At 71.0% G+C, this 26,533-nt stretch carries 20 protein-coding genes; 7 read left to right on the top strand and 13 right to left on the bottom strand.

Annotated elements, in window-relative coordinates; genetic code table 11:
* The coding region (locus tag ACIBI5_RS24445) for an Ig-like domain-containing protein (protein ID WP_397250377.1) at positions 1 to 3,799 on the bottom strand (3,799 nt) is incomplete at its 3' end.
* Positions 3,800 to 4,186: 387 nt separating this feature from the next.
* A complete protein-coding gene (locus ACIBI5_RS24450; protein WP_397250379.1) occupies positions 4,187 to 4,834 on the bottom strand; it encodes a TetR/AcrR family transcriptional regulator in 648 nt (215 codons plus the stop codon).
* An 80-nt stretch (positions 4,835 to 4,914) separates the two neighbouring features.
* Here ACIBI5_RS24450 and ACIBI5_RS24455 point away from each other — a divergent pair, with 80 nt between their 5' ends.
* Both ACIBI5_RS24455 and ACIBI5_RS24460 read left to right on the top strand, forming a co-directional pair.
* On the top strand, positions 4,915 to 5,865 hold the full coding sequence (locus ACIBI5_RS24455) for a zinc-binding dehydrogenase (protein WP_397250381.1): 951 nt from the start codon (positions 4,915 to 4,917) through the stop codon (positions 5,863 to 5,865).
* Positions 5,862 to 7,388, top strand: a complete 1,527-nt coding sequence (locus tag ACIBI5_RS24460; protein WP_397250383.1) for an MFS transporter — start codon at positions 5,862 to 5,864, stop codon at positions 7,386 to 7,388. The genes ACIBI5_RS24455 and ACIBI5_RS24460 overlap by 4 nt, the downstream gene beginning before the upstream one ends.
* Here the strand turns inward: ACIBI5_RS24460 and ACIBI5_RS24465 are convergent.
* The 3 genes from ACIBI5_RS24465 to ACIBI5_RS24475 all read right to left on the bottom strand — a co-directional run bounded on the left by ACIBI5_RS24465 (position 7,369) and on the right by ACIBI5_RS24475 (position 9,209).
* Positions 7,369 to 7,731, bottom strand: coding sequence for a barstar family protein (locus tag ACIBI5_RS24465; RefSeq protein WP_397250385.1), 363 nt, complete (start codon positions 7,729 to 7,731; stop codon positions 7,369 to 7,371). The genes ACIBI5_RS24460 and ACIBI5_RS24465 overlap by 20 nt on opposite strands.
* An 8-nt stretch (positions 7,732 to 7,739) precedes the next feature.
* Complete coding sequence (locus ACIBI5_RS24470) at positions 7,740 to 8,153, bottom strand: ribonuclease domain-containing protein (RefSeq protein WP_397250387.1); 414 nt, start codon at positions 8,151 to 8,153, stop codon at positions 7,740 to 7,742.
* 105 nt (positions 8,154 to 8,258) lie between these two features.
* The gene (locus ACIBI5_RS24475) at positions 8,259 to 9,209 is read right to left on the bottom strand and encodes a TerC/Alx family metal homeostasis membrane protein (protein ID WP_397250389.1); all 951 of its coding nucleotides are present in this window, start codon (positions 9,207 to 9,209) and stop codon (positions 8,259 to 8,261) included.
* A gap of 393 nt (positions 9,210 to 9,602) precedes the next feature.
* Between ACIBI5_RS24475 and sigJ the strand changes: the two genes are divergently transcribed.
* A complete protein-coding gene (gene sigJ, locus ACIBI5_RS24480) occupies positions 9,603 to 11,708 on the top strand; it encodes an RNA polymerase sigma factor SigJ (protein ID WP_397250391.1) in 2,106 nt (701 codons plus the stop codon).
* Positions 11,709 to 11,713: 5 nt separating this feature from the next.
* Here the strand turns inward: sigJ and ACIBI5_RS24485 are convergent, their stop codons facing one another.
* The 3 genes from ACIBI5_RS24485 to ACIBI5_RS24495 all read right to left on the bottom strand — a co-directional run bounded on the left by ACIBI5_RS24485 (position 11,714) and on the right by ACIBI5_RS24495 (position 14,123).
* The gene (locus ACIBI5_RS24485; RefSeq protein WP_397250393.1) at positions 11,714 to 12,835 is read right to left on the bottom strand and encodes a hypothetical protein; all 1,122 of its coding nucleotides are present in this window, start codon (positions 12,833 to 12,835) and stop codon (positions 11,714 to 11,716) included.
* Positions 12,832 to 13,317 carry a SigE family RNA polymerase sigma factor gene (locus ACIBI5_RS24490; RefSeq protein WP_397250395.1) on the bottom strand — a complete coding sequence of 162 codons (486 nt, stop codon included), beginning with the start codon at positions 13,315 to 13,317 and terminating at the stop codon, positions 12,832 to 12,834. Before ACIBI5_RS24490 ends, ACIBI5_RS24485 begins: the two co-directional genes overlap by 4 nt.
* 83 nt (positions 13,318 to 13,400) lie before the next feature.
* Entirely contained in the window at positions 13,401 to 14,123 is a 723-nt protein-coding gene (locus tag ACIBI5_RS24495; protein ID WP_397250397.1) for a sulfite exporter TauE/SafE family protein, read from the bottom strand.
* 165 nt (positions 14,124 to 14,288) lie between these two features.
* On the opposite strand from ACIBI5_RS24495, the gene ACIBI5_RS24500 reads away from it, so the two are divergent.
* The gene (locus ACIBI5_RS24500; protein WP_397250399.1) at positions 14,289 to 14,984 is read left to right on the top strand and encodes a thioesterase II family protein; all 696 of its coding nucleotides are present in this window, start codon (positions 14,289 to 14,291) and stop codon (positions 14,982 to 14,984) included.
* Between the two features lie 2 nt (positions 14,985 to 14,986).
* On the opposite strand, the gene ACIBI5_RS24505 is transcribed toward ACIBI5_RS24500, so the two are convergent.
* The 5 genes from ACIBI5_RS24505 to ACIBI5_RS24525 form a co-directional block, all read right to left on the bottom strand.
* A complete protein-coding gene (locus ACIBI5_RS24505; RefSeq protein WP_397250401.1) occupies positions 14,987 to 19,798 on the bottom strand; it encodes an SDR family NAD(P)-dependent oxidoreductase in 4,812 nt (1,603 codons plus the stop codon).
* The gene (locus ACIBI5_RS24510) at positions 19,782 to 21,389 is read right to left on the bottom strand and encodes a non-ribosomal peptide synthetase (RefSeq protein WP_397250403.1); all 1,608 of its coding nucleotides are present in this window, start codon (positions 21,387 to 21,389) and stop codon (positions 19,782 to 19,784) included. The genes ACIBI5_RS24505 and ACIBI5_RS24510 overlap by 17 nt, the downstream gene beginning before the upstream one ends.
* A gap of 22 nt (positions 21,390 to 21,411) precedes the next feature.
* Positions 21,412 to 22,572 (bottom strand): peptidogalycan biosysnthesis protein, encoded by a 1,161-nt coding sequence (locus tag ACIBI5_RS24515; protein ID WP_397250405.1) that lies wholly within the window; start codon positions 22,570 to 22,572, stop codon positions 21,412 to 21,414.
* Positions 22,573 to 22,616: 44 nt separating this feature from the next.
* A complete protein-coding gene (locus ACIBI5_RS24520) occupies positions 22,617 to 23,555 on the bottom strand; it encodes a sulfotransferase domain-containing protein (protein ID WP_397250407.1) in 939 nt (312 codons plus the stop codon).
* A gap of 160 nt (positions 23,556 to 23,715) precedes the next feature.
* Positions 23,716 to 24,303, bottom strand: coding sequence for a helix-turn-helix domain-containing protein (locus ACIBI5_RS24525; protein ID WP_397250409.1), 588 nt, complete (start codon positions 24,301 to 24,303; stop codon positions 23,716 to 23,718).
* 88 nt (positions 24,304 to 24,391) lie between these two features.
* Here ACIBI5_RS24525 and ACIBI5_RS24530 point away from each other — a divergent pair, with 88 nt between their 5' ends.
* Genes ACIBI5_RS24530 through ACIBI5_RS24540 form a run of 3 tightly spaced genes read left to right on the top strand, consistent with a single transcriptional unit; the run spans position 24,392 to position 26,530 of the window.
* The gene (locus ACIBI5_RS24530) at positions 24,392 to 25,021 is read left to right on the top strand and encodes a class I SAM-dependent methyltransferase (protein WP_397250411.1); all 630 of its coding nucleotides are present in this window, start codon (positions 24,392 to 24,394) and stop codon (positions 25,019 to 25,021) included.
* Between the two features lie 10 nt (positions 25,022 to 25,031).
* The gene (locus ACIBI5_RS24535; protein ID WP_397250413.1) at positions 25,032 to 25,472 is read left to right on the top strand and encodes a DinB family protein; all 441 of its coding nucleotides are present in this window, start codon (positions 25,032 to 25,034) and stop codon (positions 25,470 to 25,472) included.
* Positions 25,473 to 25,501: 29 nt separating this feature from the next.
* Complete coding sequence (locus ACIBI5_RS24540; protein WP_397250415.1) at positions 25,502 to 26,530, top strand: alpha/beta fold hydrolase; 1,029 nt, start codon at positions 25,502 to 25,504, stop codon at positions 26,528 to 26,530.
* Positions 26,531 to 26,533 lie beyond the last annotated feature (3 nt).

The following is a 26,533-nucleotide window of genomic DNA, read 5'->3' on the forward strand; positions in this document are numbered from 1 at the left end:
CGCTGACGTCTCCGTAGAACGTGGGTGTCAGCTTCGTCAGTGCTCCGGCGCTGTCCTTGGGCGAGACGTACTCATACGACACCTTGGGCTTGGAGATGTTGACGGTTTCGGAGTGCCAGGCGGTCCACGCGCCGTTGACGCCACCGGCGGTGGCGCGGGCTCGCCAGCGGATCTTCGATCCGTCGGTGAGTTTGGCTGGGGCGATGGTGAGGCTGGCGGTGCCGCCGCTGGCGACGGCCGACGGGGTGGTGCCGGTCCAGATGAGCCCGGTGCCCTGGGCCGGGTCGTGCTCCACCTCGATCGTCATGGTGGAGGAGCGGCCGTCGGGGTCGCTGACGTCTCCGTAGAACGTGGGTGTCAGCTTCGTCAGTGCTCCGGCGCTGTCCTTGGGCGAGACGTACTCATACGACACCTTGGGCTTGGAGATGTTGACGGTTTCGGAGTGCCAGGCGGTCCACGCGCCGTTCACACCACCGGCGGTGGCGCGGGCTCGCCAGCGGATCTTCCATCCGTCCGACAGCTTGCCCGAGGCGATCGCCAGACTCGCGGTGCTCCCGTTACTCACGCTCGGGGAGGCGCCAGACCAGATCAGCCCACTGCCCTGTCCCGTCGCCGCCGGATCGTGCTCCACCACGACCGTCATCGTCGACGACCGGCCCGAAGGGTCGCTGACGTCGCCGTAGAACGTGGGTGTCAGCTTCGAAAGAGCTCCGGCGCCGTCCTTCGGCGACACGTACTCGTACAACACCTTCGGCGAGTTCGGCGCAGGCGGGAGCTCGAGCGTCGTGAACGACCAGGTGTGCGTGGCCAGGACGTTGTCGGCCTCGTCCTTGGCTCCGCTCACCTCCACGGTGTACTTGACGAGTTCGGCCAGCGCCTGCGCGGGGGCGAAGGACAGCACCGTGGTGGACTCGGCCGTCGTGGTTCCGGCTACGGCGTTGCCCGCAGGATCCTTGACCACGATCTGCCCGCCGGACACGGGCTCGCTGAAGGTGGCCCTTATCGGGGCGTTCAGCGGGACGTCGACCGCGTTGGCGGCCGGGGCCGACCCGGTGACGGTCGGCGGCGTGACGTCCGGTTCGGCGGTCGTGAACGCCCAGGAGTGCGGCTCCATGACGTTCCCGGCCGGGTCCCTGCCACCGGTGACGGCGACGGTGTAGACGGTCTCGGCGGCCAGCGGACCGGCGAACGTCAGCGTCCACACCTTGCCCGCGGGATCGGCGGCGAGGTCGCCCACGACCTGCTGTCCGCCCGGGTCCGTGACCGTGATCTGAACGTCGGCGGCCGCTTCGGAGAGGGTCGCCTTGACCTTGGACCGCACGGGGACACCGGTCGCGTCTTTGGCGGGGCTGTTCTCGGCCACCGTCGGCGCCGTGCGGTCGACGACCGTGGCGAACGACCACACGTGCTGTGTCAGCTTGTTCCCGGACAGGTCCACGGCCTCGCTCACCGTGGCGGTGTAGGAGGCGTTCCACGCCAGCGGAGCGGCCGGGGTGAAGGTCCACACCTTGCCGTCGTCACCGCTCGTGACGCTTCCCGCTACGGCCACGCCCGCGCCGTCCTTGACGCCGATCCGCGCGTCGGCCAGGGACTCGCCGAACGTGACCCGCACCGCCGAGTCGAGCGCGACATCGGTGGCGTCGGCGGCGGGGCTGGTCTGAGTCACCTCGGGGGCGGTGCCGTCGGTCCGGAAGGACCAGGGATGGGTCGCCATCTCGTTGCCGGCCGCGTCCCGGGCGGCGCTCAGTTCCACGTCGTACTTCACCCCTGCCGCGAGCGGCGACGCCGGGGTGAACGTCCAGATCCTGGAGGCCGCGTCGGCGGCGAGGGTGCCCGGTACGGCGGCGCCGTTCTGATCCTTGACCAGGACCTGCGCGTCGTAGGCGGCCTCGTCGAAGGTGGCCGAGATCGTCGTGGAGACGGCCACGTCGGCCGCGTCCTTGCCGGGCGTGGTCGCGGTCACCTTGGGCGCGGTCTCGTCGGTGGAGAAGCCGAACGAATGGGGCTGCATGACGTTGCCCGCGGCATCCTTCGCGCCGCTCACCACGGCGGTGAATCGCGCCATGGGCCACCCCTGGGCGGGCCGGAAGACGAGGACGGTGCCCGCGACCTCCATGGACGCACTGCCCTCGATCGTCCGCCCGCGTGAATCCTTGACCTCGACCTGCGCGCTGGACACCGGCTCACTGAACGACACCCTCAGCTCGGTGCCGGTGTCGACGCCGCTCGCGTTGGCGGCCGGGAGCGTGCCGATGACGGTGGGCGGCGTGGTGTCGGGATCTGTGGGCGGAGGCGGGTCCACCGGCGCGGGGGTGGCCTCGATCGACTCCATCCACTCTTCTGTGGTCATGTCGTCCGGGATCTGGAGGGCCACCTTGGAGTCCTCCATGAAGAAGTCTCCGGCGGTCTCCCTGGCCTTGACCACGTCGTTCAGGGAGAGGAGCGGTGCCTGCTGCTGCTGGGAACTCCTGAAGTCATGCTGGGCGATATCCCTGAGCACGGGATTGTCCGTGTAGGGGATCATGAATCCCCGATAGCTCTTCGGCTTGGGGATGTACTCGACCATGAGCGCCGGCGGGTGCCGGTAGCCCGGGTAGGGGTCGCCGCTGTACTCGCTGGCGTAGTACTGGCGCCAGTTGATGGCCGCGGTCTCGCTGACGGCCCGGAGCACGAGGCCGTGGTTGGGGACCTTCTGTTCGATCCAGGCGCGGGCCATGGTGGTGACGCGGTGCCAGAGCTGGTCGTCCTTGGCACACCAGGTGCCGCTGGCGTCGTAGTTGTAGCCTGCGCGGTTCGCCCCTTCCGTGCTTGTGGCCGAGGGCTGGTTGCCCCAGCTCAGGTTGTCCGGCCCGCCGTCCAGAGACCAAGGGGAGGTGACGCGGGCGGCCAGAATGCCGGATCCGAGGGGGTCGCCGCACAGCTGGCCGTTGGGGCCGCCGGACTTGTAGTTCCACACGATCAGGTCGGCCTGGACGACGGTGGCGCCCTTCAGCTCCTCGGCCTCCGTGTTGAACTTCAGGTACACGCGGGCGATGTCCTGGCTCGTGGAGGTGGTGCCCGCGCGCAGCCACCCGGCGGCCGAGTTGTTGGTGTACGGGTCGTTCCTGCTGACCCAGGCGTCGTCGGGCTCTCCGCCGCCGAACCATTCCGAGGCGGCGGCGATCGTCACCGGGTAGGTCACCGCGGGGTCGGCCAGGAACTTCTCGTCCGGCGTGAACACCAGTTCCGAGGACTCCACGCGGGCGGCGACCGGGGACCTTTTGCCCTCGTCGGGAGAGGCTTCGACCTTGGCGTCCATCGCGGTCAGCACGATCGGCGCGGCCTGGGGGCTGCCCTTGGCGTCCTTCAGCTGGGCCAGTCCTTCGGCCGTCGTGCCGAACTTCGTGCCTTTGGGCAGCGTGAGCGGCAGCCGTACCGTGACCGGGGCGGTCGGCCTGTGGCGGAAGACCACCTGGGAGACGAAGCCGTTGGCCTGGGCCACCACCACCAGGTCCGCCCCCGGCGCGACGGCGTCGGGGTAGGTGATCGTGTCGCGGGAGATCTTCGGCTCGGGCAGTGCCCGGGTCACGCGCAGGCCGCTCTCGCCGCCCTTTCCCGTCGCGGACACCAGTTGCCTGGTCCCGCGCGCGCCGAAGGTCAGCGGGGTCTTGACCCGCGCGGCCTGCAGCTTGCCGTCGCGGGTCACGATGCTCGTGTCGATCGGCTCCCACGCCTGGGTGGCGGCGTTTCTCAGCTGGACCGGCTGAGTGAACAGCTCGGCCTGCAGTCGCCGGCCGTCAGTGGTCGCCCATACCTTCATCGTCTCGGTGGACCGGGAGGGGATTTCGACTCGTTGCCCCGTCTTTTTGGCCTTCTCGAAAGCCGAGGCCAGTGCCGGGTCGGCCGGCGATTTCGCCGCGGCGGGGGCGGGAGTGGGAGGCTGCGCGACAGCGGGTGCGCTTAAAAGCGACAAAGACAGCGTTGAAGCTGCGATCAGAGCAGCGCTACGGCGCGTCCGGGCGGATAAACCAGACGCCTTAGGTGACGTATTCACTTCATCCCTTCAAAGGCCGAGATGGCAAACAGGGAGATCGTCACATAATGCCGCGCCAGTAGTAAAGAAGCTTTTTGATAACGGAATTCGCCGGTTATTCGCCCGCGCAGATAAATGCCTTACTCAAGTTTAGGTAAGCCGCCTATATTTCTGCTACATGGACCAGCGCCGGGACAGCAGATCCGCCGCCGGAGGTGGTCCGGCGAGTGACGGGTGGCCGGGACGGAGTCCGTCGAGGGCGATCATGATCATGCGGTGGCGGGCGGCGCGGGCCTCGCCGAGTTCTTCTGTACGGCCCCGCCGGACCAGATGTTCGACGAGCGAGGCCTGCCCGAGCTGCTCGATCAGGAGGTCGACGTCGACGCTCGTCACGTCCGCCCGCAGAACCCCCGCCTCGTGCGCCCGCGCGACCAGCGCGTGCCACAGGCGTTCCGAACGCGTGAACGCCTCGGCCATCTCCTCGGACACGGGAACGGTGCCGGCCAGTGAGCCGAGCGAGCCCCCGCCGAACTCCAGCGCCGCGGACACGTAGTGCACGAGCCCGTCCCACGGATCGTCCATCCGCAGCCCCTCCTCCGCGGCCTCGATCCACTGCTCCAGGGCGAGGACGCACAGGCGCTGGAAGAACTCCTCCTTGGTGCGGTAGCGGCGGTAGACAGTGGCCATCCCGACCCCCGCCCGCGCGGCGATGGCCGCGACCGAGGCGCGTGAGCCCTCGGCTTTGAGCACCTGCTTGGCGGCGACGAGGAGCGCCTGGTCGTTGCGTTCGGCCTCCGCGTGCCGAGGTGCCTTGCGAGCCATGCTCACACCCTACCGTTTGCGGATAGCACCTCTCCGTTATAGCTTAACGGACAGGTGCTATCCGTTTTGAGGGAGTCTTCATGCTGACGATCATCATGCGCGAGTTCGGCGGCCCGGACGTGCTGCGGGTGGAGGAGAAGGACGACCCGGTGCCCGGCCCCGGCGAGGTCGTGGTGGGGGTCTCGTTCGCGAGCGTGACCTTCGTCGAGACGCAGGTCCGCTCCGGATCGGGCCCGTTCGGCAGGCCGCCGCTGCCCCGCACACCGGGCAACGGCGTCGGCGGGCGTGTCACCGCGATCGGCGACGGCGTCGACCCCGCGCTGCTCGGCGCCGTCGTGGTCACCACCACCGGCGGCACGGGCGGCTACGCCGAGTCGGCACTCGCCCGCGCCGCGGACGTCGTTGTGGTACCTGCCGGGGTCGACCTGCGCGACGCGGTGGCGCTGCTGGCCGACGGCCGTACCGCGCTGCTGCTGACCCGGGACGTGCCGCCGCGGGCGGGCGAGACCGTGCTGGTGGAGGCCGCCGCGGGCGGTGTGGGCAGCCTGCTCGTGCAGCTGGCCGTCGCCGCCGGGGCCCGCGTGATCGGCGCCGCGGGCGGCGCGCGCAAGGGCGAGCTCGTCGCCGAGCTCGGTGCGGAGTTCGTGGACTACACCCGCCCCGGCTGGGCCGGCGAACTGGGCCAGGTCGACACCGTCTTCGACGGCGTCGGCGGGACGATCGGGGCGGCGGCCGCGGGCCTCCTGCGCACCGGAGGACGCATCAGCGTGTACGGCATGGCCGCCGGCACCCCCACCGACCTGCCCGACGACGTGGTCGAGGCCCGCGCCATCCACGTCCACGGCCTGACCGGCGCGCCGAGCCCCGCCGAGAACCGGGCCCTCATCCGCCGCGCGCTCGACCTGGCCGCCGATGGGCGATGGCGGCCCGTGGTCGGGCAGGCGTACCCGCTCACCGAGGCCGGGGCCGCGCACGCCGCGATCGAGTCGCGAGCCACCCTCGGCAAGACGCTCCTGAAGGTCGGCGCGTGACGGTCCGCACTACCCCGGCGCGGGCCGGGACGCGCGAGTGGATCGCGCTGGCCGTGCTCGGCGTCCCCGCGGTCCTGGTCATGATGAACATGTCCGTGCTCTACCTGGCGCTGCCGACGCTCGCGGCCGATCTGGCTCCCGACGCGGCCGCGCAGCTGTGGATCATGGACATCTACGGATTCATGGTCGCGGGCTTCCTCATCGCCATGGGCACCCTCGGCGACCGGTACGGCCACCGCCGCCTCCTGCTCGCCGGCGCCGCCGTGTTCACCGCCGGTTCGATCATGGCGGCGTGGGCCGGTGACACCGGCGTGCTGATCGCCGCTCGCGCGATCCAGGGTGTGGGGGCCGCCGCGCTCGCGCCGAGTTCGCTGGCGGTGATACGCCGGTTGTTCGCCGACCCCGGGCAGCGGCGGTTCGCCATCACTGTGTGGATGCTCGCCTTCATGGCCGGCGGCGCCCTCGGTCCGCTGGTCGGCGGGACGCTCCTGCACTTCTTCTCCTGGGGATCGGTCTTTCTGGTCGCGGTTCCCGCCATGGTGGTGCTGGTCGCGGCGGCGCCGTACCTGCTGCCCGAGCATCGCGCGCCGGACGCCCGGCGGATCGACGCGGCCGGCGTGGTGCTGTCGTTCCTCATCCCGCTGTCCGTCGTGTACGGCGTCAAGCGGTTCGCGGCCGACGGCCTCACCGCCGCCGCGGCGGGAAGCCTCGCGGCCGGGGTGGTGCTGGGCGTCGTGTTCGTCCGCAGGCAGCGTCGGACGGCCACGCCGCTGTTCGATCTCTCGCTGTTTCGGGCGCCGGCGTTCGCCGTGTCCGTCGGGGGCATGGTTCTGGTCGGGATCGTGCTGTTCGGGACCAGCCTTCAGACCTCGCAGTACCTCCAGATGGTGCTGGGCTACTCGCCGTTGACGGCGGGCCTGTGGCAGCTCCCGACCGCCGTGTCGGGCACGGTCGTGGCGCTGTGGGTGTCCGGTCTCGCCGCCCGCGTGCGTCCCGCCCTGCTGATGAGCGCGGGCGCGGTCCTCGCCCTGGCGGGTCCGGTACTGCTCACGCAGGTGGACCGGGAGCCGTGGTTCCTCGTCGGCGGATCCGTGCTGCTGTTCGCCGGCCTCACGCCGTTCATGGCCTTGGGCACCGGCCTGGTGCTCGGCGCGGCGCCGCCCGAACGCGCCGGGGCCGCCTCGGCGATCTCCGAGACCGGTGCGGAACTGGGCGGGGCGCTCGGCATCGCCCTGCTCGGCAGCCTCGCCGCGGCCGTCTACGGCCGGCGGCTCGGCGACACCCTGCCTCCCGGGCTGCCACCCGGCGTGCCGGCCCGCGGCGACACCCTGGCCGAGACCCTGCACCACGCGGCCACACTCCCCCAGCCGCTCGCGGGCGCACTCGCGGAGAGCGCCAGGGACGCCTTCACCCACGGCATCCACGTGCACGCGCTCGCCCTCGCCCCGCTGCTCGTCCTCCTGGCGGCCGTGACACCGCTGGCCGGCCGCGCCTCGGCGGGGGTCAGGACAGTGCGGCGGTGACCCGCTGACGGAGCGCGGTCTCCTGGTCCCGGTCGGTACGCAGCGTCACGGTCAGGCCGGACCCGGCGGCGTCGGAGAAGACGGCCAGCAGGGTCGCGAACTGCCCGGGAGCCTCGGCGCCGAGCAGGTCCTCGGCGTGCTCCACGACCAGGCCGACCGCCCCCGCGTCACGCAGGCAGTCGGACAGCGCGTCCCAGTTGTGGCCGAAGTAGCCGGGAAGGCGCAGCACCCGCGCCACCTCCTCGAAGAAGGCGGCGCGGGTACGGCAGAGCCGCCCATCCAGCACGGCCGGCGCCGGATCGGCGCACACGGTCAGCCAGCGCGGCAGCGGAGGTGCGGTCATGGAAGTCCCTAGAGCCGGTAGAAGTCGGTGTAGTGGTTCGGCGAGAACCACGTCACGCCGGTGCCGCGGTTGACGACGATCCGGTACGCGTCACGCGCCGCGCCCCGCGTCCGGGAGTACACGTCGTACTCATGGTAGGTGGCGCCGCCGGGGAGCTGGCCTTCGCGGTTGTAGAAGCGTCCGCCGGCGAAGTTGTACCGGCCGTCCGGCCAGGAGTACCAGGTCCTGGTGGTGGGGTAGCCCTTGGACGCCCAGATCGACTTCGCCGCGCGCGCGTCGGCGCACCGCGACATGGTGCAGGAGTTGTAGACCGTGGCGTGGGCGGGCGCGATGCCGGCCACGCCGATGAGGGAGGCGAGGGTGGCGAGGATGACGGTGAGCCTCACCGGCCAGAAGGGTCCGGGGCGGGGCTGAGTGGGCACGAAGCCTCCTTGCGGGGGATGCGACGGACACTCCCATCGTCACCACTCGAATGAGTCCATAAGGGCTAAAGACCATCAACGGTTGGTGAACATTCGCGCCGCCGGTCAGCGGCGGCCGGCGTACAGGCTGGTGAGGGTCACGGCGGCGAGCACGGCGACGATGACCCCGAGCGAGACGAGCGTGGGGATCTCCGGCACCCCCGGCCAGATGCCGTGGGCCCAGTGCAGGATGAGTTTGATCCCGATGAAGGCCAGGATGAGGCTGAGCCCGTGGTTGAGGTGGCACAGCTTCGTGAGGGCGCCCCGCAGCACGAAGTAGAGGGCGCGCAGGCCCAGCAGGGCGAAGGCGTTGGTGGCGAAGACGAGGAACGGGTCCTCGGTCACGCCGTACACCGCCGGGACCGAGTCGACGGCGAAGACGATGTCGACCGCGAAGATCGCGACGACGGCCAGCGCCAGCGGGGTGAGGGCCCGCGTGCCGTCCTCGCGGACGATCAGCTTCGAGCCCCGGTAGTCGCGCCCGACCGGTACGAAGCGGCGCACCAGCCGGACGGCGAGCAGGGAGCAGACGTCGATCTCCCGCTCGCGTCCGGTCAGCGCGTCCTTCATGACCTTCGCGGCGGTGACCAGGAGGATCGCGCCGAACAGCAGGAACGCCCAGGTGCCGCTGCGCAGTGCCGCGGCGCCGAGCATGATGAACACCACACGCAGCAGCAGCGCGCCGATGATGCCGTAGAGCAGGACCCGCCTGGCCAGCTCCGCCGGGACCGCGAACGCCGTCAGCACCAGCATGAACACGAACAGGTTGTCGACCGACAGCGACTTCTCCACGACGTAACCGGTGAGGAACTCTACCGCCACGGTGGTGCCGAACGCGGACCACAGACCGGCGCAGAAGGCCAGGGGCAGCGCCAGGTAGAAGGCCGACCAGGCGAGGGCCTCGCGCATGCGCACCTCGTGCGGCCGCCTGGTCAGGACGAGGTCGATCGACAGCAGGAGCGCCAGGGCGGCGACGGTGGCCGACCACAGAGGCAGCGAGGCGATCGATGCGGACACGCGGCCTCCTCGAACGTGCTCGGCGTTCGAGGTCTCCTTCACCCGGCGGTGCGGGCGGCTGCCCGGGGACGATGCCAAGGTCCGTCTTGACCGGGTCGGCGCTTGAGAAGTACTCCCCTCGGGACTGCCAGGCTATCAAGCCGTTGACCTGGCGATACTCCCAGGCTGATAGTGGAAGGTGCACGGAGGGGGTGATCCGTATGTCGATCACCACGCTGCTGGAGGTTCTGTTCGGCATCCTGCTGGTGTTGTCGACGATCATCACCATCGGCGTGCTCTGGACACCGCCGCCACGCAAGCACAAACACCGCTGACTTATCGGGGGCGACCTCACATTTGATCGCGCTGTCCTGTCGGACAAGGAAGGACGCGATCAAAGGAGCCGACGACACGATGACCCCCGAGCCCGAGCCGATCATGGCCGAGCGGCGCCAGCTGATCAATCTCGCCTACCGGCTCCTCGGTTCCCTGGCCGACGCCGAGGACGTCGTCCAGGAGGCCTACGCCCGCTGGTACGCCATGTCCGGCCAGGAGCAGGACGCCATCACCGTCCCCGGCGCGTGGCTCACCAAGGTCGTCAGCCGCCTGTGCCTCAACGTGCTCTCCTCGGCGCGGGCCCGGCGCGAGACCTACGTGGGCGAATGGATCCCGGAGCCGCTGCCCGAGGCTTCGGAGCAGGTCAGCGGCATCGCCGCCGACCCGGCCGACCGCGTCACCCTCGACGAGTCGGTCAACATGGCCTTCTTGGTCGTGCTCGACGCGATGACCCCGGCCGAGCGGGTCGCGTTCATCCTGCACGACGTCTTCCGCTACCCCTTCGCCGAGGTGGCCGAGATCGTCGGCCGTACCCCGGCGGCCTGCCGTCAGCTGGCCTCCTCGGCCCGCCGCCGCATCCGCGCCGCGCGGGCTCCCGCGGCCCCGGCGACTCCGGCAACCCACCAGGCCCGCATCGTCAGGGACTTCAAGCGGGCTTGGGAGGACAAGAACATCGACGCCCTGGTCGGCCTTCTCGATCCCGGCGCCACGGCGACCGGCGACGGCGGCGGCGTGGTCTCGACCGTGCGGCGCCCGCTCGAGGGCGCCGAGCAGATCGTGCGCTGGCTGGTCCAGCTCGAAAGCAGGTCCCGCGACCTGACGATCGTGGAGCGCACGGTCAACGGCCGGCCCGGCCTGATCGCCCAGCGGAACGGGGTCACCGTGTCGGTGGTCGCGTTCGAGGTGGCCGACGACCGGATCACCCACATCTGGGCGGTACGTAACCCCGACAAACTCCGCCCCTGGCTTGAGGAAGGTCTCACCGAGATGACCCATGCGACGCAGTTGCCCCCGCACATGCGGCGGAACGGATTCGACCCGGTCAAGGAACTGTCCCAGGCGCGCGACGAGCAGGGGGTGATCCGGGTCGACATGCCGTTCGGCGGGCCCGCCGCCTATCTGGTGTGCCGTCACGAGGACGTCCGGCAGGTGCTGTCGGATCCGGCCCGGTTCAGCAGCGCGCTGACGCCGTTTCCGGGTGCGGATCAGGTGGCCGCCGAGGAACGTGTCAAGATGCGGGCCGGGCAGCTGATCGGGTTCGACCCGCCGGAGCACACGCGGTTGCGCCGGATGCTCACCCCGGAGTTCACGGTACGGCGGATGCGCAGGCTGGAGCCGCGGATCACCGAGATCGTCCAGACCGCGCTGGACGACGTGGAGCGGGCCGGCAAACCCGCCGATCTGGTGGCGCACTTCGCGTTGCCGGTGCCTTCGCTGGTGATCTGCGAGCTGCTGGGCGTGCCGTACGCCGACCGGGACTCCTTCCAGGAGCGTTCCGCACGCCTGCTGGATCTGTCGCTGCCGATGGATCAGCGTGTCGCCGCGCAGCGGGAGGACCGCGCCTACATGGGCGAGCTGGTGAAGCGCGCGCAGGCCGAACCGGGCGAGGACATGCTCGGCATGCTGGTACGCGAGCACGGCGACGAGCTCAGCACCGACGAGCTGGTCGGCATCGCGGGACTGCTGCTGCTGGCCGGGCACGAGACGACCGCGAACATGCTCGGCCTGGGCACCCTGGCCCTGCTGCGCGACCCTGACCAGCTCGCGCTGCTGCGCGAGGACCCGGCACGGGCCGAACCCGCCGTCGAGGAACTGCTGCGCTGGCTGTCCATCCTGCAGGCACTGCCCCCGCGCACCACCACGACGGACGTGGAGGTCGCCGGCCAGACCATCCCGGCGGGCTCGCTCGTGATCTGCTCGCTTCCCGCCGCCAACCGCGACCCGGCCTTCATCGACGATCCCGACACCCTCGACCTCACCCGGGGTGCCGCCGGCCACGTCGCCTTCGGTCACGGCGTGCACCACTGCCTCGGAGCACCGCTGGCGCGGATGGAGATGCGCATCGCCTTCCCGGCCCTGCTGCGGCGCTTTCCCGGCCTGGCGCTGGCGGAGCCGTACGAGGAAGGGGATTTCCGTGCCTTCAGCATCGTCTACGGCCTGAACTCGCTCCGCGTGACCTGGTGAGCCGGTCAGCCCGGACGCAGGGAGTAGGCGGTCACCGCCTCGGGCAGTTCGGCGACGCGTGACAGCGCGCCCGTGCTGATGTTCCAGCCCAGCAGCCGGTCACCGCTCTCGACGATCACGGTTTCGTGGCCGATCCAGCCGCGCACGGGACAGCCGTCCTTCCCGCAGGAGGGAAGCAGCAGTGTCCTGACCACCCGTCCGGACGCGATGTCGGCGACCACGACCACGTCGGCTCCCTGCGCCAGGCCGGGCCGCGCGGGCGCGGACCTGGCGACGAGGTCGTCACGCTGCCACCCGTGACTGCCCAGAACGCCCACCGGCATGCTGCCCTCGTTGGTGAGGTTCCGGACGTCCAGCCGCACCTCCCCGGATCCGCGCTCCTGAAGGACGGTCCAGCCGCCCTCCTCGGGCGAGACGATCCTGAGGTCGCGGTAGCCCGCCACACCCGTGAATCCCTTGTACGGCTGCCGCCGGACCTCCCCGGTGGTCGGGTCGAGCAGGTAGTTGGCCTTTTCCTGCTCGACGAGGAGCTGCTCGCCGCGCCAGAGCACGACCTCGTTGAACCCCGGCACCGGGTAGCGGTGGGCCCGGCCGATCACGAGGTCGACGACCACCACCGCGTCCTTCAGCGGGAAGGCCGCCCGCGTGCCCTCGGGGGCGAGCGCGTTGGGGTTCAGCCGCGTCGCGCCGCTGCCGGAAAGCGCGATCCGGCCACCGGCCTTCATCAGGTAGATACGCCCGTCGCCGAACTCGGCCAGCGCCAGGACGGGCCCGGGAGCCGCGTCCACGACGGGGATGCCGGCCCACCTCTCCGGCAGCCCGGCCGCCGCCGCGGGCAGCCCCGCCTGCTCGCGGACCGCGGGCGCCCGGTCCATCGGGACCGACGACGAGGCCGAGGGCGTGGCGGTCACGGCGGGGGTCTCCGTGGTGCCGCGCTCGACCCGCTGCGGAAACGCGGTGACCCCCACCGCGACGAGCGCGGCCACCGCGAGCACGGCGATCACCGTCCACCGCCGGCGGCCGCGGCCGTCGGTGCGCCGCCGCCAGAGTTCGCCCGCGTGCGACGACCCCTCCGGCAGGGTCTCGGCGAGGTCCTGGAAGAGCTCCCGCAGTCTCTGGTCCGTCATATCAGCACCTCTTCCAGCTCGGGAGCGACCTCGCGCAGCCGTTTCAGGGCCGCGTGCGTCTGGCTCTTCACCGTCCCGGACGAGACTCCGAGGACCGCGGCGACCTCCCCGACGGGCAGGTCCTCGTAGAAGCGCAGCACCAGCACCGCCCGCTGCTTCACCGGCAGCCTGGCCAGGGCGCGGGCGAACACCACCTTCAGATCCGACGCTCCCGAGGGATCGGGGTCGGCGTGGTCGGGCGGGTCCCCGTAGGCGAACTCCCGCCGCCTGCGCCACCTGGAGGCCACATCCCTGTACAAGGTGGTACGCACATAGCTGACCGGGTCGGTGTGCACCTTCGGCCAGCGGCGCGCCAGCTTGATCAGGGCATCCTGGAGCACGTCCTCGGCCAGATGCCGGTCACCGCTGATGAGGATGGCCGCACGCAGCAGCCGCGGGTACCAGGCGGCGACGAAGGCCTCGAACGCCTCGGAATCCGTCATATAGAAAAGACGGCTGAGAGGGGGTGAACGGTTGGGTCTTCCATGAAATCCGCTGTTTTCCAGGAGTTTGACAGCGGTGCAGGTCAGCCGTTGAGCGCGCTGGAGAGGGTCACCACCGCGCTGACGATGAGAGCCAGCAGCACCACCTTGCGGAAGCGATCCGGGTCAATGCGACTAAAGATCGCATTTCCGATGAAATACCCCAACTGCACAACCGGCAGACCTACCAGGCCGATCCAGATCGACTGCTGGTTCACCTGCCCGGCCACGGCGAATCCGACCAGGCTGAGCACGCTGGTTCCCGCGAACACCACCGCGAGGGTGGCGCGGAACTTGGCGGGGTCGTAGCCCATGCCCTGGAAGGCGGCGACCATTGGCGGGCCGTTGGTGCCGGTCGAGGTGGACAGGGCGCCGGAGATCAGGCCGACTCCCACCAGGACGGGGATGTTCCCCTTCACCTTCACCCGCCGCCACACCATCAGGGTGCAGCCCAGGACGCCGATCCCGATCAGCACGGTGAGCACCTGCTCAGAGGTGATTCCGTACACCCAGAGGCCGAGCGGCATGCCGAGCACGATCCCGGCCATGGCGATCATGGCCACCCGCCACTCGGCGTGCTCACGCTGGCGCACGGCGACCGTGACGGTCATGGCCAAGGCGGAGGCCGTCGTGGCGACCACGGCGGTATGGGGGTCGACCGTGAGGGCCAGCAACGGGGTGGCGACGAGCGCGTAACCGAAACCGGTCACCGCGTGCACCGTAGAAGCGATAAGGATGATCACGGCGGCGGCAATCAGCGTCGACACCTGTCACACTTTGCCACAGATCTACGTTAATGAACCAGTGGTGGAGGAAAACTGGCCGCTGTTGCGATAAATGGAGACCGCCCGGGATCGGCGCTAAGCTTTGGCAAATAGCTGGTAAGGCGTGTCCTCACACTTCGTCAATTGGTGGCAATAGGAGCGAATGACGTGGGCGGTCAGGAGTCTGCGAACTACATCGTCAGCCCGGCACTCGACGGCGGCCCGGCCGTCATCTTCGTCCCCGGCCTGGGTGGCCGGACGAAGTTCGTGGACCAGTGGAACGGACCGGGGCGGTCACCCGTCATCCGCCGGGCCAACTGGAGCGAGCCGATGAGCGTGCCCTCCGTCGACGAGCGGGGCGCGGCACTCGCCTCCCTCATCACGGCGTCCGGCGCCACGGACGTGGTGCTGGTGGGCCACAGCATGGGCGGGCTGGTCTGCCTGGAGGCGGCCAAGCACCTGGAACGGCAGCTTCGCGGCACCGTCATCATGTGCCAGTACCCGCCGCACCGCACGCCCCTCTCGCCGCTGGCCGAACTGCCCGACCGGGCGCTGGCCGAGGAGATCGAGGCGCCGCGGCACATCATGGACACGGCGGCGCTGCCGGAGTACGCCCGCCTGTGGCGATCCGAGTACCACCTGCTCAACCGTTATCTGGAGGCGGATCCGCGCCCGATGCTCCACACGCCGATCATCGCGGTCGGCGCCACCGGCGACGCGAGCTCCTGGGACACCGGGTGTCTCAGCGACTGGAACCAGTACACGACCGACGAGGTGTCGGTCCAGATGGTCGAGGGCGGCCACCAGATGGTCGAGCGGCTGGATCCCGAGACGATTCGCGCCTGGGTCGGAAAGGTTCGCTGACCTCACTCGGTCAGCCGCCGCAGCTCGGTGACCAGTTCCGCCACCGTCGGGTGGTCGAAGATCGCCGCGATGCCGACGTCCACGCTGAACGCCCGGCGGATCTCCTCCACCAGCTCCACCGCGGTGAAGGAGTCGCCGCCCAGCTCGAAGAAGTCGTCGTCGGGGCCGACCGAGTCCACGCCGAACGCGGCGCACCACATCTCCGTCAGCCGGACCTCCAGCGGCTCCTCCTCCGACGGCGCCCGGCCCTGGTCACGCCCGGGTGAGCTCCGCCGCTCGACGTCCCGGTCCCGCGGCCCGGCCACGGCGTTCCGCAGGACCGCGTCCTGTCCCGACACGGTGATCGCCACCTGCCGGTGGCCGGGTCCGCGCAGGATGCGCAGCAGCATGCCGACCCCGGTCGCGGGCGTGATCCCGTCGTCGGCGCCGCGCTGCTCACGCGAGGCCACCATGGACTCGTCGACGCGGCGCATGGTGAAACCCCTGACCTCGACCGCGACCTCACCGGCCGCCGTCAGCACGTCGATGTCGGCCACGATCGTGTCGGAACCGCTCGGGCGGCGGCGGATGTGGCTGTACGCACGGGCCGGGATCGGCCGGTGCACCACGATCGACTGGTAGGCGAACGGCGCGTGCGGCGGCTCATGGTCGGGATCGCGGGCCAGCGACACGGCCGCGTCCAGGAGGGTGGGGTGCAGCGCGTGCTCGTCGAGCTCATGGCCGAACGCCTCGGGGAAGGTGAGAACGGCCAGCTTCGTGCCGACGTCCGCCCCGGAGGTCCAGATCTCCTCCCCCGGCCAGTGCGGGCCGATGGTGAACAGCCGGTTCTCGGCGTCGTTGACGGGGACCCGCCGATCGGGCAGCGCCGCGCGCAGGCCGTCCAGGTCCACCTCACCGGCGCCGGCGTCCACCAGCCCGATCTCCCCCGTCGTGTGGACGCGGTAGTCGTCGGAGGACAGCGGCGCGGTCCGGACGGTGAACCGCCAGGAGTCCTCGTGCGCCTCGAACCCGACCTCCAGGGAGACGGGCTCCGGGGTGGTGATCGGCTGCCGGAAGACCATGTGGCGCAGTTGCGCGGCCCGCCCGGCCGGCTGGCCGATCGCCTCGCGGAAGGCGCGCAGCACGAAGTCCACCTGGGCGGTGCCGGGCAGCACCGGGACGCCGTCCATGCGGTGTTCGTCCAGGATCGGATAGTCCTCGGCCGACAGCGGGGCCGACCACCGCACCTCCGTCGCCGGCGCCGCACGCGCGATCTGGCGGGCGGCCATGCCGACGTCGGACCACGACGGCCAGTTGATGGTCGTCGAGACGACCCCGGCCAAGGGCTGGCGGCGTACCGCCGCGTCGAGGAAGGCGTTCGCCGCGGCGTAGTCGGCGCTGCCCACCAGACCCCGGAGCGCCGCTCGGCTGGAGAAGGCCACGAAGAAGTCCAGGCCGGCCCGGCCCCGCAGCACCTCGACCAGAGCGAGCGTTCCGTGGACCTTGGGCGCGAGTGTCGCCGCCATCTGCGCCCGCGTCCGGAACTGGATCATGCCGTCCCCCGCCACGCCCGCGAGGTGGAACACCCCGTTGACGGTCCCGAAGGAGTCGAGCACGCGCCGCAGCGCGGCCGCGTCGCTCACGTCGCAGGCCTCGACGCGGCACTCGGCGCCCAGTGCCCGGATCCCGGCGAGCGCGGCCTCGTGCCCGCCCGTCGCCGTGCGGCCGAGCAGCAGCAACCGCGGCCGGCCACCGGTCTCGGCCAGGCCGCGCGCCACGGCCAGGCCGAGGCCGCCGAGCCCGCCGGTGATGACGTAGGCGCCCCCGGGCCGCAGGTCGACCGGGCCTGGGCCGTCGGGGACGAGGTCGCGCTCGCCGGGGATCCAGCGCCGGTCCCCGCGCAGGGCGACGATCTCCGATCGCCGCGGGCCGCGCAGCTCCGCCAGCAGCCGAGTGACGCTCACGCCGTCCTGGACGTCGACGAGCTTGCAGGTGGCGCGCGGGTTCTCGAGCATGTAGCTCCGCAGGAGCCCGAGCAGCATGGCCCGCACCGGATGCACGTTCTCGCCGCCCGTCACGTCGGCGGAGTGCCCGGCGAGGACCACGACGTCGCGGGCGCGCTTGTCGGGGGCCCGCCGCGCCGCCTCCTGCAGAAGCTCGACGAGGCGGTGGAATCCGGTGTCGAGCTGGGCGTCGATACCGCTCAGATCGGGTTCGGCCAGGGGGCCGAGGTGTGTCGCGTCGATGATGATCTCCGGATACCGATGCTCATCCCGCAGCTCGTCCAGCAGCCGGGCCACGTCTTCTGGCGCGGTGCCGTACGGCACCCGCGGCACGTCGCCGAGCACGGCGAGCAGGTCGCCGGCTCGTCGCGCGTCGGCGGGCAGGAACACCAGCGAGGGACCGGGCAGATCAGCGTCGGCAGGCCCGGCCGGTGCGGCCTCCACCCACGTGGGCAGCCGGAACACGGCCTGCCGTTCCGTCTCCTCGACGACGGGGACGTCGTTCGCGGACGCCCGCCGCTCGATCCAGAACCGCTCACGCTGGTACGGATAGCCCGGCAGCGGCACGCGCGCACGCGGCCCCGTCGACCAGTTCACCTGCGCGCCCAGGGTCCACATCCGGGCCAGGGCGTGCAGGAACGAGCCGCGTTCCGTGGCGCCCTTCGACGGCCCGCTCGGGAGCGTCGGGATCGCCAGGTGCCGCTTGGCGCGTACCTGGGGATGCGCTCGGGCCAGGGTGGTGAGCGTCCGACCCGGGCCCACCTCCACCAGCACCCGGTCACCGTCCGCCAGCACGGCCTCCAGCGCCTGCCCGAACAGGGCGGGCCCGGTGGGCTGCCGGATCCAGAAGTCCACGTTCCGCGCCTCGGCCGGGCCGCCGGTGGAGGCGGAGTAGATCTTCCAGCGGGGTCTGCGCGGCGCGATGCCGTCGAAGGCCAGGCGCAAACGTTCGGCGGAGCCGCTCGCACGGGCGCTGACCAGCCGCACCGCTTCCGCGAGTGTGAACACCTCGGCCAGCGCGGCGGCCGCGAACTCCCCGACGCCCTGGCCGAGCAGCGCGTCGGGCTCGACGCCCAGCGCCAGCCACAGCCGCCCCAGCGCGTACTCGACGCTGAACGGCGACGTGTCCCGCTGCCCCTGGGCCGCGAAAAGGGCGGAGCACTCGTCGAACGCCGCGCGGAACACCGGCTCGGTGCGATGGAGCTCGGCCGCCATGCGTTCGTGCCGCGCCTCTTCTCCCGGGAACAGGAACACGGTGCCGCGCTCCGCCCGCTCCTCCGGCGTCACGATCCGCCGCGCGGGGTCGAGGACGGCGGCGGCCGCGTCGGACACGCTCTCCACCACCACGGCTCCCCGGACCGGGTACGGCGTGCGCCCCTTCTGCAGGGTGAACGCGACCTCGGAGAGCGGGTCCGCGCAGTCCTTGAAGAACCGGGCGAGCTGCTGCGGATACGCCTCGGCCGCGGCCGGGGTCCGTCCCGACCAGACGATCAGCTGCACCGGCTCCGGAGCCGGTTCGGTCGCGCGGGCCGGCGCCTCTTCGAGGATCGCGTGCGCGTTCGTGCCGCCGATGCCGAAGGAGCTGACCCCGGCCAGGCGCCGTTGGCCGTCCGATCGCGGCCACGGCCGCAGCTTGTCGTTGACGACGAACGGCGAGTTCTCGAGGCCGAGCAGCGGGTTCACGTTCTCGACGTTGATGCTCGCCGGGATCTGCTCGTGGCTCAGCGACAGCGCCGTCTTGATCAGCGAGGCGACGCCAGACGCGTGACCCAGGTGGCCCACGTTGCCCTTGATCGATCCGATCGGGCACGCGGGTCCCGACGGGGACCGGCCGCGGAACGCCGTCTTCAGCGCCGAGATCTCGATGGCGTCGCCCAGGCGGGTCGCGGTGGCGTGCGCCTCCAGGTAACCGATGTCCTCGGGGCCCACGTCGGCGGCCTCCATGGCCGTGAGTACGACCTCCGCCTGCCGTTCTGCGCTGGGCGCGGTGAAGCCGACCTTGTTCGCGCCGTCGTTGTTGACCGCCACGGCGCGGATCACCGCGGAGATCCGGTCCCCGTCGGCCAGGGCGTCGGCGAGCCGCTTGAGCACCACGACGCCGACGCCGCTGGCGAAGATCGTGCCGGTGGCCGCCGCGTCGAAGGGGCGGCAGTGGCCGTCGCGGCTCAGCGGGCCGTCCTGGGCCCACCAGTACCCGTGACCGACCGGGAACTCGACGTCCGCGCCACCGGCCAGCGCGACGTCGCACTCCTGGAGGCGCAGCGCGTTCACGGCCAGATGCACGGCCACGAGCGAGCTCGAACACGCGGTCTGCACGGTCATGCTCGGCCCGTGCAGGTTCAGCTTGTACGAGACCAGCGTCGAGGCGCTGTCGGGGTTGTTCCACATGCCGGCCGCCATGCCGGTGGCGCTCCGCAGAACTTCCAGGCTCCCGAGCACCCGGCCGATGGCATAGCGGTTCGCGGCGACCGAGGAGAACACGCCCGTTCTGCCCAGCTTCGCGGGGTCGTAGCCCGCGTTCTCGACGGCGGTGTGCGCCGTCTCCAGATACAGCCGTAGCTGAGGGTCGCAGGTCTCGGCCTCCCGCCGGGTCAGGCCGAAGAACCCGGCGTCGAACAGGTCGACGCCCGCCGGTTCCGCCACCGCCCTGACGTAGGCCGCGTCCTCCAGCGCCTCGCTCGGCACGCCGTTCGAGCGGAGCTCGGCTTCGGCGGGGAAGCGCACGGCCTCTTCGCCGGCGACGAGGTTCTCCCAGAGCTGCCGGGTGTCGAGCGCCGCCGGGAACCGGCCGGCCATTCCGATGATCGCGATCGGCTCAACGAGATTGCCCATGACCATCCGCCCTCCGAAGATAGCCGGCGAAGCTGTTCAGGCTCGGATACTGGAAGACCAGCAGGGGAGAGATCTCCGTCCCGAGCCGGACCGAGACCTCCGACACGAAACGCATGAGCGACATCGACGTGAACCCGGCCTCGAAGAAGCCGCCGTCAGGGTCGATCTCGCCACCGTCGAGAGCCGACCGCGCGCTCTCGCGCAGAACCTCCATCAGCGTCACCGCCGGGCCGTCGTCGCCTTGGTCGTCGTCCGGCCACGCGTCCCGCACCTCGATGCTGGACGGCATGACCGCGGGGTCCAGGTGGTCGCGCAGCACCGCGCGAACCTCGTCCTCCGTCGTGGTGCCGCCCACGACGGTCAGGCGCACGGACCCGACTCCCCCGCTGTCCTCGACGAACGTCGCCACCGACTCGACGACGCCGGCGACCTTGGCGGCCGCGCCCTCGATCTCGTCCAGCTCCACCCGGGCGCCGTTGACCTGGACCTGCCGGTCCGCCCGCCGGACGAAGCACATCGAGCCGTCCGGCAGCAGCCTGACGATGTCACCGGTGTCGTACCAGCCTCGCCCGTCCTGGCCGGGAGACAGCAAGGGCGTTCCGTCGGTGTAGCCGAGCGCGCAGGCGGCGGCTTCCACGTGCAGCCGCCCTTCGCCGCCGGCCGCGTCGGCGGGGACGATCCTGGTGACGGCATGGCCGAGGGGGCGTCCGATGGGAACCGGGTCCTCGCTCACGGCCCCCTCGCCGGGCGGCACCTGGTGCATGCACAGCACCTGCGGGGTCTCCGACGCGCCGTAGCAGTTGGCGATGGTGGCGTAAGGGGCGAACCTGGCCGTCGCCCGCAGCGTCGCGGCCGTGAGCCGTGCCCCCGCCGAGCAGACCAGCCGCAGGCTGTCGACGGGCGGCGACGAGCCCGCCATGAGCCGCAGGAGCACCGGTGACCCTTGGAGCACGGTGATGGCGTGCTCCGCCAGCCAGGCCGCCATCAGCCGGGGGTCGGCGGCCGTGCGAGGGCCGGGAATGAACAGCGTCGCTCCGGTGGCCCAGGGCGCGACCAGCTCCCGCAGGCTCGGGTCGTGGCCCGGCCTGCTGAGGAAGGCGACCCGATCGGATCCGTCCATGGGCAGTTCCTTGAAGAACGCCGTACTGGCCGCCTCGAAGGCGGTTCGCCCGACGAGGATCCCTTTGGGGCCGCCCGTCGTGCCGGAGGTGAAGAGGATGTGACTGGTCTCCTCCGGCTCCTCGTCCGCGGTGGTGTCCAGAAGGTCCAGGGCGCCCGACGGTGCGAAGGCCGCCGCGGCGCGGGTGGCCGTCAGCGCGCCGCGTACCCGCTCGGGACCCCAGTCCCCCAGGATCGCCGGTACGGCTCCCGCGCCCCAGACCCCCGCGAGCCGCGCGACGAACTCCGGGCTCCGCTCCGCCGGCACGCCCACCACGCGGCGCTTCAGAGGATGACTCCCGACCTGGTTGCCGACGTCCGCGCCGAGTGCGGCGACGTCGCCGAAGGTGAAGGCACGGCCCTCGTGGACCAGGGCGACGGCGCCCGGGTCGCGAGGCCGTCCGAGAAGCCCCCGTTCGTGGCCTCGGCTCACGCTGATCTCCCTCGTTGTCACGTCACAACAGCTCGTCCCACACCGCGGGAAAGTACGTGGGGTGAGCGCTGCGTAACTTGCGCCAGTGCGTCGTGCGTTCCTCCGCCTGCGCGGCGCCGATCCGCCGGTCCCGGCCGTCGGCCGCCGCCCACGCCAGGTGCACCAGCGGGAGCACGGCCGAACCGCGCCTGGCCTTGCCCAGCTCAGCTCCCGCGCCGGTGACGACCCTCGACAGCCCGGCCGCGTAGGCGTGCTTGATGGGTTCGTAGATCGCCGCGTTGAAGTACACGAACGGGTCGGGCGCCCCGTCGTCGAGGCGCCCGAAGTCGGTCACGTACAGCCGGTCATGCCAGCGGCACATGACCCCGGCGCCGACGACCCGGCCTCCCACCCGGCACAGCAGTGCCGTCGCCGCGGCGTCGCCCAGCGCGGAGGCGTAGGCCGACAGGCGCCGCGTGACCACGTCCACGCTGTACGCGATCCCGTGCTTGGCCCGCACGTTCACGATCATCGGCGCCACGGCCGCGATGGCCTCCCGAAGGGGCACGGTCTCGGTCGAACACTCCTTGGCGAAGACCCCCGCCTCCCTGCGCGCGCTGGTGCGGGTGTTGCGCGGCAGCGTCGCCAGGTAGTCGTCGAAGCTCGCTCCGGGCAGCTCCAGCTCGGTCTGCGCGACGCTCGCCAATCGGTGGTGATCTCCGTCGCCGATCACCGGGGCGAGGTCTCTCCACGCGGCGGCGTCGAGAAACAGGAAGAACGTGTACGGGAGCCCCCGCTCTACCGCGACGGCGCGGGCTGCGTCCCGGAGCGCGCGCAGGACGGCGGTCCTGGTCGAGCGCGGCAGGGCGCGGTCCACGATGAGCCGCGTGCTGAACCCCGCGCAGGAGCCGGCCAGCAGTCCCAGCCGGCCGCCGCGCGAGCCCGCGGCGAGGAGGTCGCGGAAGTGGAGTTCGGGCCAGCTCAGGTAGTCGCCGCGGCTGGGGAGCGAGTCGTAGAGGGGCAGGGCGCCGAGGATGCGAGGGTCCCCGGGCCGCCGGGCGATCAGGTAGGTGACGGGTGCGTCACCGGACTGCTCCAGGGCCCGCAGCCAGGCGTGGCTCTGGAACATGTCCCGCGGGTCGGCGACGTCACTCCACACGCGATCGGAAAGGTCGCCTAACGAGGCGACGCGCTGGACCGTCACATTATCAAGCGCGTCGGGTGGTTTATCCGGAATTTCCTGATTTATCATCGGTTATCTGGTCTGTGATGGAGCCATTCCAGCAAGCCGGGCTCCGCGAGTTCGGCCACCCGGCGGTCGTAGTGCGCCCGGTCCCCGGCGGTGAGGAACTGCTCCCATTCACCCGACTTACCGCTGCGGAAAAAGCGTTCGCGATCACGGATGTAGCCCAGTTGCTCGTCGGGCGCGAGTTCGGTCGCGCGATCGCGCATCTGCCGGAACGTGGCCGCCTCGACCAGTTCGGGCCACCTGCTCTCGGGGACGTCGATGCCGAGCCGTTCCGCGAGCCGCCGCATCTGCCCGGCGAGGTCGGCGGACAGGTCGGCGTAGTGCAGCAGGATGACGTTCGCTTCCTCGCGGCGAACCCAGGCGCGGCTCTGCGTCCAGATCAGCGCACGCAGCGAGTCGAGGTTGGCGAACGGCGAGTCGTCGTTGTCCACCCAGCGTAAGGTGTACGACCGCTCGTCCAGCAGGTCGCGCTCGTCATAGGCGTCCACCGGGGCCTCCGACCCGCCGGGACCGGGGTGGGCGGCCTGGTTGATCAGGCGGCGGATCACGTCGCGCTTGAGGTTCTTGCCGTGGCTGCGCAGGGATATGGCGACATCGCGGGGGTCGCGTCCCACGGTGATGTAGGTGACCTGCGGATCGGTCGGGATTCCGTCGAGCGGGATGTGGGTCTTGATGAAACGGCGGTGCCGCTGCGCGGCCAGGCGATCCCAGACGTCCTGCTTCGGACGCACGAGCATGTCGATCCACGGGGAGAGGCTGGACAGGGGCGCGGGCAGCCGGGGCGTCTGGAAGATCAGGAGTGCGCAGATCATCTGCGTCCAGGTGGTGCCGCACTTCGCCGGCGAATTGATGACAATGTCGCCGGGCCGGAATTCGAACCCCTCCCACCGGGAGCTGTCCTCCATCGGCGTGAGGTAACGAGCCAGATGCGTCGTCATCGACGTGATTTTAATCATCGATTGGCAATTAAGGAAGGGATGAAATTGCCCGAACTCTTTCCGTATAGGAAAAGCGTTTGACCTTATTTCTGATCTGATGGGAAGGGAATTAGTAAACGCTGGTATAACTCCATCTGGAAATACCAGGTCAGAGGCCGGGTCATGCGGGTTGGTGAGGGTGCGCGCGCACGTGCGCGCGCTCGCCCTGCAGGCCGAACAGGATGAGCAGCTCGACCGCTCCCCCGTCGGCGCTGCCCAGCCAGTGCGGCAGGGACGTGTCGAACTCGGCCGCCTCACCGGCCGGCAGCGTCAGGTCGCGCTCCCCGAGCACCAGCCGCAACCGGCCGCTGAGCACGTACAGCCATTCGAAGCCGTCGTGGGTCTGCGGGGTCGGTGCGAGCGGCTCCGGCACCGCCGGGATGATCATCTTGAACGCGTGCACCCCTCCCGGCCGCCTGGACAACGGGATGAAGATCATCCCGAAGCGTTTCACCGGCTTCAGGTGGATGCGGGGGTCGCCCGTGCGCGGGGCGCCGACCAGGTCGTCCAGCGGCACGTCGTAGGTACGCGCCAGCGGCAGCAACAACTCCAGCGTCGCCCGGCGCTGCCCGCTTTCCAGCCGGGACAGGGTGCTCTCCGACACCCCGGTCGTCACCGCGAGGTCGGCGAGGGTGAGGCCGCGTTCCCGCCGCAGCGTACGCAACCGGGACCCCACACCGTCGAGCACGTCATCCGTTTCTCGGTCCACGGGGGCCATCTTGCCAGAACCGCAAGTTTCCTTGCCGAACCATGGCAAGCCCGGTGACCCTGGGCGCGTCACGACGGAAGGAACCTCGATGAGCACCACCGATGCGGCCACGTTCTGGGATGGCGTCTACACCGCCCGCCCGGCCGCCACCGACCCCCGGCCGAACCACCGTCTCGCCGAGACGGTCGCGGACCTGCCGCCCGGCGCCGCGCTGGACCTCGGCTGCGGCGCCGGCGGCGACGCGCTGTGGCTGGCCCGCCGCGGCTGGCACGTCACCGCCGCCGACATCTCGGCCGTGGCGGTCGAACGGCTCGCCCGCCTGGCCCGTTCACGCGGCCTGGGCGACCGGATCGCCGCCGAGTGGCATGACCTGCGTGAATCCTTCCCGCGGGGCGGGTACGACCTGATCTGCGCCCACTACCTGCACACCCCGTTCGACCTGGACGGGGCGCACGTGCTGCGGGAGGCCGCGCACGCGCTGCGCGTGGACGGGCGTCTGCTGGTCGTCGACCACGGCTCAAGCGCGCCGTGGTCCTGGAATCAGGATCCCGGCGCCCGGTTTCCCGCCCCGCTGGAGGTCGCCGCGGGGATCGATCTGGACCCGGCGACGTGGACGGTCGAACGGGCCGACGCGCCCCGCCGGGTCGCGACCGGTCCCGGCGGGCGTAGCGCCGAGGTGACCGACCACGTCCTGCTCATCCGCCGCACGGCACCGTAAGGAGATCACGATGACCCGTAGAGACACGCCGCCGCCCCGCACCGGGGGCGGCGAGACCGAGGTTCTGCGCGGCTTCCTCGACTACCTCAGGACCTCGATCGCCGCGAAGGTCGACGGCGCCCCGGAACCCCAGGTCAGAACGGCGGGAGTGCCGTCGGGCACCAACCTGCTCGGCCTGCTCAACCACCTCACCTTCGTCGAACGCGCGACGTTCCTGGGAGACAAGGTCACCAACTGGCCGTCGACCTTCCGGGCCGCGCCGGCCGACAGCGTCGCCGACGTCGTCACCCGCTACCGGGAGACGGTCGAGCGCGCGAACGAGGTTCTCGACCGGAACAGCGACCCGGGCAGCGTCCGCTGGGCGCTCGTCCACATGATCGAGGAGACCGGCCGCCACGCCGGCCACGCGGACATCCTCCGCGAACTGATCGACGGCGCGACCGGCCGCTGACCCCACCCCTTCATCCAGGACAGGAACACATGATCTCCGCACCACGGCCACGCCGTCTTCTGCGCACGGCGGCCTCCGTCACGCTCGCCGTACTGCTCACCTTCGGAGCGGGCGCCTGCGCCACCCCGGCGGCGGGACCCGCTCCCGCTCCCACGTCGGTTCCCGCCCACACCGTCGCCACGCGGAACGACCCCCGGTTCACGAGCACCTTCCGGCACGAGTTCGCCGACGTGGACGGCGTCCGGATGCACTACGTGGCCGGCGGCAGCGGCCCGCCGGTCGTCCTGCTGCACGGCTGGCCGCAGACCTGGTACGGCTGGTGGCCGATCATGCCCGAGCTCGCCAAGCACCACACCGTCTACGCCGTGGACCTGCCCGGGCTGGGTGACAGCACCGGCTCCCCGACCGGCTATGACAAGGCCACCCTCGCGCGCTACGTCCACACCCTGATGGCCGAGCGCCTGGGTGTGCGGTACGCCCGTGTGATCGGGCACGACCTCGGGGCCGCCGTGGCGTTCCAGTACGCCGCGCAGTTCCCGTCCGACACCGCCCGCCTCGGCTACCTCGACCTGCCGCTGCCCGGCCCCGGCGTCGACGCGCGCACCTACCGCTCGCTGAGCTGGCACATCGCCTTCCACTCCCAGCCGAAGGTCCCCGAGACGGTGGTGGGCGACGACGTCCGCGACTACCTGGCCCTGTTCTACCCCCAGGTCTCCTTCGGCGGAACCGCGTTCGGCGGCACCTCGACGCGATCCCCGTTCACCGACGCCGAGATCGACGAGTACGCCAGGACCTACAGTCGCCCCGCCGCCCTGTCCGGCGGCTTCGACCTCTACCGCAGCCTCGACAAGGACGTCAGCGACGCCAAGGCGGCGAAGCCGGTCCGCGTCCCGGCCCTGGTCATGAGCGCCCAGGGCCAGATCAAGGCGATCAGGGCCACGGTGGCCCCGCGCATGACCAACATCGTGCGGGCGGTGGACGTGCCGAAGGCCGGGCACTGGCTCGTCGAGGAGAACCCTCGGTTCGTCACCGAGGAACTGCTGCGCTTCCTCGCCTGACCA

Source organism: Nonomuraea sp. NPDC050540, from assembly GCF_044457485.1.
Classification (GTDB): Bacteria; Actinomycetota; Actinomycetes; order Streptosporangiales; family Streptosporangiaceae; genus Nonomuraea.